Origin of the sequence: Virgibacillus phasianinus (assembly GCF_002216775.1) — a bacterium.
In the GTDB taxonomy this organism is placed as follows: Bacteria; Bacillota; Bacilli; order Bacillales; family Amphibacillaceae; genus Virgibacillus_F; species Virgibacillus_F phasianinus.
The window spans coordinates 1,961,854-1,974,965 of the sequence record NZ_CP022315.1 but is presented as its reverse complement, the minus strand read 5'-3'; the positions used below and the strand labels follow the sequence as shown (position 1 = coordinate 1,974,965).

10 protein-coding genes are annotated in these 13,112 nt (G+C 38.8%); 4 read left to right on the top strand and 6 right to left on the bottom strand.

Going from position 1 to position 13,112, the window contains the following annotated elements; genetic code table 11:
• The first annotated feature begins 289 nt into the window (after positions 1 to 289).
• Complete coding sequence (locus CFK37_RS09620; protein ID WP_089061656.1) at positions 290 to 1,723, top strand: MFS transporter; 1,434 nt, start codon at positions 290 to 292, stop codon at positions 1,721 to 1,723.
• Between the two features lie 67 nt (positions 1,724 to 1,790).
• Here CFK37_RS09620 and CFK37_RS09615 read toward each other — a convergent pair whose 3' ends face one another.
• The 6 genes from CFK37_RS09615 to CFK37_RS09590 form a co-directional block, all read right to left on the bottom strand.
• Positions 1,791 to 2,156 (bottom strand): TIGR02328 family protein, encoded by a 366-nt coding sequence (locus CFK37_RS09615; protein ID WP_089061655.1) that lies wholly within the window; start codon positions 2,154 to 2,156, stop codon positions 1,791 to 1,793.
• Between the two features lie 358 nt (positions 2,157 to 2,514).
• Entirely contained in the window at positions 2,515 to 2,898 is a 384-nt protein-coding gene (locus tag CFK37_RS09610) for a hypothetical protein (RefSeq protein ID WP_089061654.1), read from the bottom strand.
• A gap of 467 nt (positions 2,899 to 3,365) precedes the next feature.
• Positions 3,366 to 3,542 (bottom strand): hypothetical protein, encoded by a 177-nt coding sequence (locus CFK37_RS19925; protein WP_157724832.1) that lies wholly within the window; start codon positions 3,540 to 3,542, stop codon positions 3,366 to 3,368.
• Between the two features lie 95 nt (positions 3,543 to 3,637).
• Positions 3,638 to 3,985 carry a hypothetical protein gene (locus tag CFK37_RS09605; protein ID WP_089061653.1) on the bottom strand — a complete coding sequence of 116 codons (348 nt, stop codon included), beginning with the start codon at positions 3,983 to 3,985 and terminating at the stop codon, positions 3,638 to 3,640.
• A gap of 417 nt (positions 3,986 to 4,402) precedes the next feature.
• The gene (locus tag CFK37_RS09595) at positions 4,403 to 5,698 is read right to left on the bottom strand and encodes an Nramp family divalent metal transporter (RefSeq protein ID WP_245837353.1); all 1,296 of its coding nucleotides are present in this window, start codon (positions 5,696 to 5,698) and stop codon (positions 4,403 to 4,405) included.
• Positions 5,699 to 6,270: 572 nt separating this feature from the next.
• The gene (locus tag CFK37_RS09590) at positions 6,271 to 8,703 is read right to left on the bottom strand and encodes an ATP-binding cassette domain-containing protein (protein WP_089061650.1); all 2,433 of its coding nucleotides are present in this window, start codon (positions 8,701 to 8,703) and stop codon (positions 6,271 to 6,273) included.
• 318 nt (positions 8,704 to 9,021) lie between these two features.
• Between CFK37_RS09590 and CFK37_RS09585 the strand changes: the two genes are divergently transcribed.
• The 3 genes from CFK37_RS09585 to CFK37_RS09575 are packed head-to-tail and all read left to right on the top strand — an operon-like array spanning position 9,022 to position 13,083.
• Positions 9,022 to 10,338 carry a hypothetical protein gene (locus CFK37_RS09585; RefSeq protein WP_089061649.1) on the top strand — a complete coding sequence of 439 codons (1,317 nt, stop codon included), beginning with the start codon at positions 9,022 to 9,024 and terminating at the stop codon, positions 10,336 to 10,338.
• 38 nt (positions 10,339 to 10,376) lie between these two features.
• On the top strand, positions 10,377 to 11,624 hold the full coding sequence (locus CFK37_RS09580; protein ID WP_245837352.1) for a M20 family metallo-hydrolase: 1,248 nt from the start codon (positions 10,377 to 10,379) through the stop codon (positions 11,622 to 11,624).
• 28 nt (positions 11,625 to 11,652) lie between these two features.
• The gene (locus CFK37_RS09575) at positions 11,653 to 13,083 is read left to right on the top strand and encodes a M20 family metallopeptidase (protein WP_089061648.1); all 1,431 of its coding nucleotides are present in this window, start codon (positions 11,653 to 11,655) and stop codon (positions 13,081 to 13,083) included.
• The last annotated feature ends 29 nt before the right edge of the window (positions 13,084 to 13,112 follow it).

Below are 13,112 nucleotides of genomic sequence, written 5' to 3'. Positions count from 1 at the left end.
AATATGCTTTCGAAATTCTAAGAATAATTTTGGGCTCTCCTTCGTGTGTAAGTGCCATAAAACTGCTCGCGATTTAAAGCGTATCTATTTTATAAGGCCAGTTGGTTCTCGAAACATAACAGACTTGTTACAAGAAAAGGTTATTCAAAAGACTCCTTTACATCAATCTTTTTTCATAAAAGGGAGAGAAAGGTACATAATAAAATTAGAAATTTTGATTAACAAGTCTAACATAACTAATACACATATCGCCTACGGAATTACCATGTTAAGGAGTTGGCATGATCTAATGAAATTCAACAAGAAAAAAATCAATGTTGTAGATATACAAGAAACGAAGAAAAGCGTGTATGCTACGGGAATAGGTAATGCTATGGAATGGTTTGACTTTGGGCTATATTCCTATTTAGCTGTTATTATTAGTCAAAACTTTTTTAGTTATGTTCAAAATGATGAGCTGAAATTAATATTAACATTTGGAACATTTGCGATTGCCTTTTTAATGCGGCCATTAGGCGGTGTTATATTCGGAAAAATTGGGGATAAAATGGGAAGAAAAGTCGTTTTAACAACCACGATTATTTTAATGGCTATTTCAACATTATTAATCGGTTTATTACCTACCTATGAGCAAATAGGTATATGGGCTCCTATCCTCCTATTAATAGCAAGAATTATTCAGGGTTTTTCAACTGGCGGCGAATACGCTGGTGCCATGGTTTATATTGCGGAGTCTTCTCCGGACAATAAACGGAATATGCTTGGCAGTGGATTAGAAATCGGTACGCTCGCTGGCTTTATATTAGCTTCACTTCTTGCCAGTACACTTTTTATCACACTATCTGATGAACAGATGCACTCATGGGGCTGGAGAATACCTTTTCTACTCGGTTTACCTTTAGGGCTTGTTGGGTTGTATTTAAGAAAGAGTTTAAACGAAACACCTATTTTTGAAAATGAACTTTCTGATGATGAAACTGAGGAAGAAAGCTTTTTTTCCATTTTAAAAAACCACAAAAGGGATATTTTTGTATGTTTTATAGCTGTCGCATTCTTTAATATTACAAACTATATGCTATTATCATACATGCCTTCCTATTTAGATGAGATTATTGGCTTATCCAGCACAGTAGGAACCATTTTAATTACGATTATCATGCTTATTATGGTGCCACTTGCTTTAATGTTTGGAAGGCTCGGTGATAAAATTGGCAATAAAACTGTTTTCTTAATTGGTTTAGGTGGATTAACCTTATTATCTGTCCTCGCTTTTTATTTCTTAAACTTGGATTCTCTAGTATTTATTTCTATAGGTATCCTAATTCTAGGTGTTCTGCTTGCAACGTATGAGGGCACAATGCCTGGATCGTTACCAACGATGTTCCACACAGACATTCGATATAGAACATTAGCTGTAACCTTTAATGTTTCCGTTTCATTATTTGGCGGGACTACCCCATTAGTTTCCACATGGCTAGTCCACCAAACTGGGAATAACTTAGCACCTGGTTTCTATTTAACAATCGTCAGTATTATCGGATTTCTAGTGATAGCATTCTTGTTCAGCAGCACTTCTGGAAAATCCCTAAAGGGTTCTTACCCAACAGTTGCCTCTAAGTCCGAGTATAAAGAAGCTGTTGAAAATCCAGAAGATTCACTGTGGTGGAGCGAGGAACAAGAAAAAACTGGGGAAAAAGAGGACAATTTGGATTCGGATAAATAAAGCAGAAAAGGGTGGTGACATGGGGTTACCATCCTTCCTTTTTAAGGGTCAAAAGTCATGACTGATATTAGATTATTATCCCCTTTTGATGAAGGTTTTCAAGGCATTCTTGTAAATACCTCAAATCATGTTCCGGATAACCTTCATCTTCATTTTTATCACCTAGACTTTCGTCATCGTGGGCGGGACAGCTATTACCGCGATAATAAGGATCCTCCCACAATGGATTATTTCGATAGCCTCTTCGTTTCATTTCCTTCATAACCTTCATATGGTAAAGATACAGCTTGTATGGTGAATGGCTAAAAACATAGTTAACCGTAGCGTGTTTTCTACCCCAGCCATTACCTCTTAAGGCACAGCATTCTCTATGCTGACCTAGTAACTGTTGACGGGGTAGGCGAGTTAGTAATTCCTCATGCCATAGACGCATAAAAATTCGCCCCTTTTATTCTTTGCACTTAAATAAACGCATACTTCCTTACCTCCTGCAAATTAGGAGGAAACCTCATAAGTGAATTCAGTCACCAGCCTTTAACACCTTCAGAAATGGCAGCGCTCTGGACAAGTTATATGTCTATAGTATGACATTTCGTTTTTTAAAGTACGGCCTTAGTATGATCACTGATCAGGATATACATCCATTGATTCAAAAAGCTTACGATGAAGCTGCCTAGAATACAAACACCATCCGAAGTATTTTTGTAAACGAAGATTTCCCTGTTCCGGTCGGCTTTACCGAGCAGGATGATGTGCTTAGATCCTAGGGAATCTAATACTGTCTCTCAAATTCAACCAGCGAATATATCCTCCCTAAGAAATACGAATAACAAAACCATCACACTATATAATAACGATGCTGCCTCGGTAATGTATTCGATATCAAAGGTAAAATAAAGCATCCTAGCAAATATGTAAGTTGGCAGGATGAACAGAAATATTGTATAGATGCATAGTGAACGCCAGCCAGCCGTATATTCCACCACTTTGCTTGCGTAATACATAATAATCACGATGGAGAAACCAAATATTCCAAAAAGCACAAAATAGTTAACAAAATAATCCCAATAAGTTTCCGAATGATCAATTAAACCGAATACCATGCACAGTAACTCTCCAAAAACATAAAAGGCTACTCCTAAAAAAATTCCAAGAATATGCCAATTTTGCCTCATATTTCACCCCACCTTTTGTACAATCCCATCTCTAAATGATATTCATCAGCATAAAATTTAGGATAAAATATGGGGATTTGTTTGGGTTAAGCTGTGCTTTCGGCTTGTTATTTTTTATTTTGTTTCCTACGATTTGTGTTTTTCCCCCTTTGCCTATACAGCATTAATTTCAGTAAATCTCCAGTAGTTCTTATTTGCCGGATTATTCTCGCGAAGACCTTTGTATAGACTTGTTTTTCTTCATAAAAAACGTAAACATTAAATCAATTGTAGCAATTTACATCCTTTTTTACATTAGTATTATAAAAGTTACATACCGGTGTCTTGCATAAACAAGTTAATTTCCTAAATCAAAGGAGATAAAACTTTGTGGCTTTATTTCAAATCCACAAGTTCGGCGTTATCCGGGGCAAACTAAAAAAGCCTCGTAACTGAGGCTTTTTTATCATTTGGTTAACACTAAACAATCACTTTAAAATATCCGTATTTATATCCCAAGAAACTCCCCCGAAATAAGATACCCAATCTGTTCCAGTTAATTGACCACTCACGATAAAAGTGCCAATAAACAAAAGCATAATTATAAATATGAACAGAAAGCATTCAACGGATTCTTTCCAGTATGGTTTATCATTTTGTTTCATATTTTATTATTCCCCTTCAATACTTTTTTTGAATAACAAATAAACCCTCTATTACGATAGAAAGATAATAAGCTATATTTCCTTTAAAAAAAGTATTAACAGGGGAGGTAATTTGATTGATACATCACCGCGTTTATAAAGCTTTTCAAGTCAATGGCACGTTGGAATAAGCCATCCACTTTTGGAATATGCGAAGCTAATTGTTGCATAGTCCTTTGTAACGCCGGCAGTATAGTATACGATTTATGATCATCATGATTAGCAAGAGTTGTTGGTGCAGTTATATGAGCAGCATTTATATCTGACACATAACTGGCAGAAGTAATGGAAGATTCATCAACTTTGCTTATAGTAGTTTGCGATAAAATTTGGGCAGGTTGACTAATTATCAAAAGGAAAAACACTACAAAGAACAATAGGTTACGCGTTTGAAATCTCGCCATTTCTTCCTCTCCTTTCATAACGATCTCGGGACTATAAACCGATCATAAATATTTTACCACGAGTTGGCAGTCAGTTATAGGTGGAAAAGACGTGAATAGTTTCTTGGCATCTGGCGTTTTAACTAACGAGATGTCTGCCTACAGTTGAAATATTGTGTGCGTGTGCATCAGCACAGCTAAGTTAGGTTGGTGACAAAGCTAATGTGAAGTGACTTTAGAAGTGAACTAAGTTTCCATAATAAGGCAATCTTCATCTGCACAAAAATACCACTATAATGTTCTTCTCTCCTAGCTCCAAAAAAGGCAAATCCTATCTCGACAAAAAAGCTAGCACCACAGGAGCGAATCGGGATGCTAGTTTTGCTTATTTCAACGGACTCGGCCGGGAAAGTGGACCTGTCCCTCTGTCCCGCAGATTCACCCAAAAATCATTTCAAACAGTTCACTGCCTCCGAGATATAGATACAGTAAAATGATAAGTCCAAAAATGGTGTTTTTAACCTTAGTATTTCGATCTGCCTTATCAATCTGTTTAGAATTTAATAAAAAAAGTAAAACTGCTGCAAGAATTGGCATGAATGCCGCTCCGAGTGCACCATATATAAGTACAATCGCTACTGGTTGTTTAAATAACAGAAGTAACATCGGTGGAAAAGTTATCCAGAACAGATAAAATCGAAAAGCTGTATCTTTCTCGGTGATTGGTTTTTCTTTACCTGGAGCTTTTCTTCCTTTATTTTTTACAATGCGAACAAAATCTGTAAATAGATAGGACATCCCATGCCATGGACCTACGATGGATGTAAAAATGGCTCCCCAAACACCAATTAGGAAAATCCATCGTGCTATATTTCCAAATCTCTCCCCATAGGCGTCCGCAAGACCCACAAGCCCGTCATTACCACTAATTGTTACACCGGATCCAAACAATAATTCAGCAGCAATGATCATAACACTAATGGCAAACATACCTGTTACAATATAGGCCACCGACACATCCAGTTTCATGATTGACATCCACTGCCTGTTTCTCCAGCCTTTTGCATAAATCCAGTATGAGTACGAAGTAAGGGTAATAGAAGCACCAACCCCTCCAAGTATGCCAAGGATTTTGAAAAACGATCCTTCTGGTATAGAAGGAACGATGCCATACTCAACACTTCCCGCATTCGCCAAAATAATGATTGCAGAGCCAATGATACTGACAAACATTATCCCAATTAATATCTTCATGAGCCCTTCAAGTATTTGATATCTGCCAAACCAAACTAATAGAAAACCGGCAATTCCGGAGCTGATTGCCCATAATGAAAAGGAAGTGCCTGGAAACATGGCAACCATTATCATCGCACACGTTCCGGTTATCGCTGATCCATATATTAATCCCATCAAGACAAGATATGCACCAAAATAGATAGTTGCCCACCATCCTGCCAAATGCCAACCTTCTAAAATTGTTTTTCCTGAGGCCAGATACCAACGGCCTATCCCCTCGGTTAGGACAAATTTAATAAAAGCCCCTACAACTATCACCCAAAGCAAAGTCAATCCAAAGCTTGTTCCAGCAATAGAGGCCATAACAAAATCGCCAGCTCCCACCCCAGTAGCCGCAACAACAAATCCGGGACCCACGAATTTCAGTTTACCTTTTAAGTTATTAGGTGGATTGTTAGGAGTCCCTTGAGGTTCTAGCCTTTCAATCTTTTCTTCCACTTTCATTCCTCCTTATAAATTGGTTTGGTATGGGTATCTTTAAAAGGATTAAAATCCTTTGAAAACAATAAAAGAGTTTTAGTTTTTACTTTGGCAGCGCTTTCAATCTTTTTATGTATATCTAGCATGTAAGCAAAATGACGAATAGATTATCTCGTAACAGATGCAGTGTTATTTAACCTTCTTGGTAAAAATTTATTATTTTTAACTGTTAAATGGTTGTTATTTTAATATTTTACATTCATTTAGTTTAGATATGATTATATTTGGTTTACTTTCGAAAGTCAATGGTTTTCTATAAATTACCTATTTTCAAAATAATTATAAAATTTAAATTACAACTACTCTCCATCAAGGACCTAAAAATTCACCTCAATGCGAAACTAGTTGATTAATATCATCCACAACATATAGATTGATTGCACTAAAATTATCTAACTTAGACCTGATTGAAACATTTAAAACGATGTTAAGAAAATTATCAAATAAAGCTAGCACCCCGGTTAAACCCACGGAATGCTAGCTTTACTTGTTCCAACGAACCTGGGACAAGGAACCTGTCCCTCTGTCCCTCACAAATAATGTCCTGTTACGGAGGATTGATTTACTTTGATGTCAGTTGGTGTTCCTTTTGCAATTATATGTCCTCCCTTGACGCCGCCTTCTGGTCCTAAATCAATAATCCAATCACTTGCATGGATCATATGAATGTTATGTTCTACCATGATAATGGAATTACCTTTATCAATTAATCGACTGAATAATTCTAGCAAATATTGAATGTCATAAGGATGCAGACCTGTTGAAGGTTCGTCTAATAAGAACAGACTCTTTTGTTTATTTTTCTTCATTAAGGAAGTTGACAGCTTTAATCGTTGACCTTCACCACCGGATAATGTTGTAAGTGATTGACCAAGTTTTAAGTATCCTAATCCAATTTCAGTTAATAATTTGAGGACTTTATGGATTTTCGATTCATCCTTAAAAATATCTAATGCTTCTTCGACTGAACACTCTAAGCAGTCATTTATATTATAGTCATTGTATGTGATAGTAAGGATATTTTCCTTGAAACGTTTACCTTTACACGTTGGACAGACAACTTCCATATCATTAAAAAATAGCATGTTGCTCATAACATAGCCAAGTCCTTCACATGTCTCACAGCGTCCACCATTTGTATTGAAAGAGAAATGTTTAGCTGTAAGACCCTGTGCTTTACTATCATCTAGTTTTGCAAAAAGGTTTCGAATGTCTGTGAAAACGTTGGTATATGTAGCAACATTTGAGCGTTTCATTTTTGAAATACTTGTTTGATTAATAGTAATGATTTCTTCAAATTGATCTAAGCCTGAAACATTGCTAGCTTCTTCCCCTACAACATCAAATATTAGTGAAGATTTACCTGACCCTGAGACGCCCGTTACACTTACAAGGGATTCTGTCGGAACGGCTACACTTACAGAAGCAAGGTTATGACGCGTGGCGTCTTGAATATGGATGGCTGTTTTTCCAGCTTGTCTAACATTTTGCTTCGGCTGACTTCTGTTTGAAATGTAGTTTTTAATTAGGGATTTCTCATTATTTTCAAGGTCTTTCAATGTACCTGTACCAATTAGTTCGCCGCCGTATCGGCCAGCTTTTGGTCCAATCTCAATTAAATAATCAGCCTCTCTCATAACATCCGTATTGTGTTCAATCACAAGAACTGTATTACCTTTATCCCTCAGTTTTTTCATAATGTCGATAATACCTTCCGTGTCCTTAGCATGAAGACTTGCTGTTGGTTCGTCGATAACATAAACAACATCTGTTAAGTCTGAATCCAAGATGGCAGATAATCGAATACGTTGACTTTCACCGCCAGATAGAGTGTTTGTCCCACGTTCTAAAGTGAGATAACCGAGGCCTAAACGTTTGATACGTTTAAGTTTTGTTTCTATGTCACGAAAATAGACATCAACTGCCGCCTTTTCCTCTCCAATTAAGTTTAAACTGCAGTCATTGATCCATTCTAACAATTGATCTAAGTCTAATGTTGAGATTTCTGTAATAGAACGATCCATCACGTTAACACTGCGACTTTGTTCGGTTAGTTTCGTGCCATTACAGTCAGGACATGTATCACTATAGAAAAAGATAGATTCTTTACCCATGTCTCCGCTCTTTTCTTGATATTTACGCCAAAGGTTTGTCATTACACCTTGGAATTTACCATCACCAACTGTTTTCGGCTCCTTTTTATCAGTAAGCTTTCGGACTTCCTTACTGCTTGTACCATGACAAAGTAAAGCAAATTGCAGTTCATTAAAATTTTTAAGAGGTGTATTTTGTTCAAGTGGCTCATTGTAATGGTTCATTGTTCTTTTGATATTATCAAGTTGATACTCTAGATAGCGGCCGTTCCATAATGCAATTGCACCATTTTCAATCGACAATTCCTTATTCAATAAGGTGTTTACGTTAATTTGGATGACTTTACCGATACCTTTACATTTCTGACAGGCGCCTTCGATTGTATTGTAAGAAAAGTGGCTTCGTGTGTGTTTTTTATACTTGTGCTCACAATGGGGACAAATTTGAAAAACAGTAAATTCGCCATCTACATGTTCTGTTTCTTCAATGGCCTGAATGGGGTTTACTTTTTTCTTGCAGTTTGGACATGTGCGGATACCAAGCTTCTCGTAAATCATACGTAAACTCGTATACATGGCTGTCTTTGTTCCTACTGTCGAACGAGGATTAGATGACGTTTCTTGCTGCTTCAAACTTATAGCGGGAGAAGCACCGCTAATATGTGCAACATTTGGTTTTTCAATGCCTTGCATTCCCATTGCTTCTAGATATTGCCGTTGTGACTCATTAAAAAGAATATCATGTGCAAGGGTAGACTTGCCTGAACCAGAAACACCAGTTATCACTGTCAATTTACGCTTTGGGATTTTCACACTAACATCTTTTAAATTGTGTTCGTTCGCATGCTCAATACTTATCCATTCCGTCATCACATCATCCTCCTTATTCTATTGGAGGAGATAGTATACATGTGATAGTAAGAGTATGCAAGCATTACCCTAAAGAAATGCTCAATAGATGTAAGAGCGACGTGGGAAAGTGGTGATGTTGACCGAACACCAAGCTGATAACTCCGATAAAAAAATCCCCTTCCCCACCCAACAAACCTGGGACAAGGGACCCGTCCCTCTGTCCCAAAAAAATGTGCGAAAATTGTAGACATATCTGAAGATTTTTAGTAATATGCTTTTAAGGAATATAAAGAGACAAATTCCTTTAATGCATTTTATAAGGTGGTGAACAGTTAAGTGTATATTACCATAGGTGTGATCGGGCCTAAGGAATCGGTTAGTCGAATCTTAAGGGTTGCTAAGGATTTTCCAGCTTTTGAATTTAAACCTTTCATTTACCAAGAGGTATCCGAAATTGAGGAAATTTTAAAGAGTAACGGGATTCTTGTCGATCAGTGGTTGTTTTCTGGAATAATGAATTATTCACTTGCTATTGAAAGGGAATACATTACACCAGATGAAGGAAGCTATCCAACCTTACATGGTTCGAGTTTTTTCGGGATATTAATGGAGGCGCAATTAAACGAGGGGAAGATTTTTCGAAATATCAGCATTGATGCGATTACCAACGAGGAAATGGCTAAAGTAATGTCATTTTATAAATTAGATTCCCTTACGTATTACAATGAGCCATATGAAGGCTACTATTCGCTGGAAAATTTTCCGAATTTTCATAAGTCACTTTATCAAGATGGTAAAACAGAGGTTGCGATAACTGCACTCAAATCAACGTATGAGGAGCTGAAGAAGGAAGGAATTCCTGTATACCGGCTTACTCCTTCCTATATATCGATTAAAGTAACCATTCAATTGTTATTAGAAAGAGCGCAGGCCAATCGTTACGAAAACCTGCAAATGGCCGTTGTCGGGTGCAAGGTAGTTAATGAAATTAATGAAAATGAAGCCTATGATTTGTTCAAGTGGAAACACCATGAACTGGATATCAAGAAGTCATTAATGCATTTGACGGAAATTATGAATGGATCCTTTGTCGATGTAGGTGACGGGCTATACTTTATTTTTACCACAAAAGGTGAGATGGATGATGAAGCAGAGAAGAACCTTTTTCATTTTATTAATGAATTTAGGCTGCGGGATCAGCTGTCCATCGGTGTTGTGATTGGTTATGGGGAAAATGTTTCCCACGCCGAACAAAATGTCCGCTATGGTTTAAGCAGCATAAAGCCGGATGAGCGGGCGCCAATCGTCGTAATCGATGAACAACAGTCTGCAACCATCAAATATCCAAATAATGAAAGCGCTCCAGTAAATTTAAAACATATTGAACAGGTACTACGAGACAGATTTGGCGAAGCAATTAATATCAGGGATGCTGTTCGGCTCATCATCTATTCACATAAATACAACAAACAGGCTTTTACATCCCAGGATATTTCCAGATGGCTGCAGAGCACGGAACGGAATGGAAGAAGAATTTTAACGAATTTAGAAAATGCCAATGTGATACAAAAATGTGGGACAAGCCATGCAAAACAAAAAGGAAGACCTAAAATTATGTATCAGTTCGCAGTGGATATTCCCCTTTCACCATGATGTACAACAATAATTAATTCGAAAATGAGGTAGTGTCAGTGACCAATTTAAGCATGTGGATGGAACAAAAGCTATGTCAATTAAATAGGGTGGAGCAAATTCAGGACCCGCAAGGATTTACCCGACTCGGTTATAGCGAAGCAGAATACAAATCCCACCAGCAATTTATTCGTACCGCAGAGGAACTAGGGCTGCATACGTATCAGGATAAGGTCGGGAATCAGTGGGCGATCTGGGAAGTGCATCCGGATGCAAAGGCGGTTGCTTTGGGGTCACATCTGGACACGGTCTACAATGGCGGCGGATATGATGGCGTGGCTGGTGTATTATGTGCCTTGGCAGCTATCAAAGTCCTGCAAGACAAGCAGTTCCGTCCACAAAAAAATATCGCGGTTGTTTGCTTTATTGCGGAAGAATCAGCGCGTTTTGGAATCTCAACGATTGGAAGCAAAGCTATTTCCGGGGAACTGGCCATCGAAGAGTTAGAAGACGTCAGCGATATGGAAGGAATCACAGTAAAACAAGCAGTGGAACAAATGGGAATAAACTGGGAAGACCTTACGAAAGCAACCTTGCCAGTCCCTAAATTGGAGCAATTCCTGGAGGTTCATATTGAACAAGGAAGAAAATTGCAGGACAGTCAGGCAAAAATCGGCATTGTAACAGGCATTGCCCGCCCAGTCAGATTGCAAGTAACGGCATATGGAGTGGCCAATCACACCGGCACGACACCGATGCACCAAAGAAACGATGCATTAGTTGCCTTGGCGCCGCTCATTCCATATGTATCACGAGAAACCGCAGCCATGAATAAACAGGAAGATCCACATCTAGTGGCGACGGTCAGCACAGTTACTGTCAAGCCCAATTCCATGACGATTATTCCATCAGAAGTACAATTTGGCATTGACATTCGCAGTGTAAACGATGCGGCAAAACAACAACTGGTAACGAACATCAAGCAATATTGTCTGGAGTTAGCCGAAGAACATCACGTTACGGTTGATGTGAAAACACTTGTGAACAATCAATCCGTACAACTGGATGATACTATCCAATCGAAATTAACCCATGTATCCAAGCAGCTAGGATTTAAAACGGAATCGATGGTAAGCGGTGCTGGTCATGATGTGATGAATATGGCAACAAGATGGCCAGCAGGGTTAATTTTTATTCCTTGCCGGGATGGTATCAGTCATCAGCCAAACGAGTATACGGAAACTAGCAATCTGGTAATTGGAACAAAAGTGCTGGCAGCATACCTGCAAACAGAAGCAATTCAATAATGCAAGAGTATATATGGAGGGAAATGTAATGAAAGAATTTGTTGAGCAGTATTTACAGGATAATGAAGCTTATTTCAAGGAAGTTAGTTCCTTTATCTATAAACATCCGGAAACTAGATTTGAAGAATACACTTCAGCCGGGTTTTTGGCAAAAGAATGTGAAAAACAAGGCTTTAAAGTCGAACAAAATGTTGCCAATATTGAAACTGCCTTTGTTGCAACGTATGGTTCCGGAAGCCCTGTAATCGGATTTTTGGGAGAGTTCGATGCGTTATCCGGTTTAAGTCAGGAACCAAATGAAACAACGTATCAACCAATGGAGAACGATGTTGGTCATGGCTGCGGGCATAACCTGCTGGGAACAGGGGCCTTTGCTGGTGCATGTGCTGTAAAAAAATATCTTGAAGAAAACAATCTCCCTGGGACCGTGAAATTCTTTGGCTGCCCTGGGGAGGAAGGCGGCTCAGGGAAAACGTTTATGGTGAAAGAAGGAGTATTTGACGGTGTAGATGCAGCGTTAACCTGGCACCCTTCCCCAGCCAACGCCATTATGAGCCTGTCGAGTCTGGCAAATTACCAAGTATTTTTTCGATTTAAAGGAAAGGCCGCACACGCCGCCAATGTTCCGCACCTAGGAAGAAGCGCGCTTGATGCAGTGGAGCTCATGAACGTTGGCGTAAATTATCTGCGCGAGCACGTTATTCAGGAAGCACGCATTCATTACGCAGTTACCAATACCGGGGGCATTTCCCCAAATGTGGTACAGGCAAATGCGGTGGTTCTTTATTTAATCCGCGCACCAAAGGTCAATCAGGTCGATGAGATGTATCAACGAATCCGTAAAATTGCTGAGGGTGCAGCGATGATGACGGAAACTGAAGTAACGGTCGAGTTTGATAAAGCATGTTCCAACTACGTTCAAAACCGTAGTTTAGAAAAAATCCTCTATCAGAATCTGCAAGAAATTGGTGCCGGCAATCCATCAGAAAGCGAAAAACAGTTTGCTGAACAGATATGGTCCACCTTCACAGAGTCTGAACAGGAAAATTATCTAGATCCGGTAACAGGATTCGGCTATATCGGAGACGGCAGTGAATTTGACGGCAAATATTTGGCAGATTCCATTTCACCCTACTATGAATCACAAGGGATCCTGTCGGGTTCGACCGATGTTGCGGATGTAAGCTGGGTTGTGCCGACTGCGCAATTGACCTCCGCTACGTCAGCGCTTGGAACGGCACTGCACACCTGGCAAATGACCTCACAGGGGTTAAGCGATTTCGCTAATAGAGGAATGCTGCGTGCTGCTGGAAGTATGGCTCTGACCGGGATTAAGCTATTTGAATCTGAAGAGGATTTGGATCATGTAAAAGAAGAATTTACTGAATTTAGGAAAAAGCATGACTACAATAGTCCAATTCCTGATGGTGTCCGTCCATCAAAACTGAATGAACGTTAACCACAACTTTTAAAATAAGCGAGGGATAC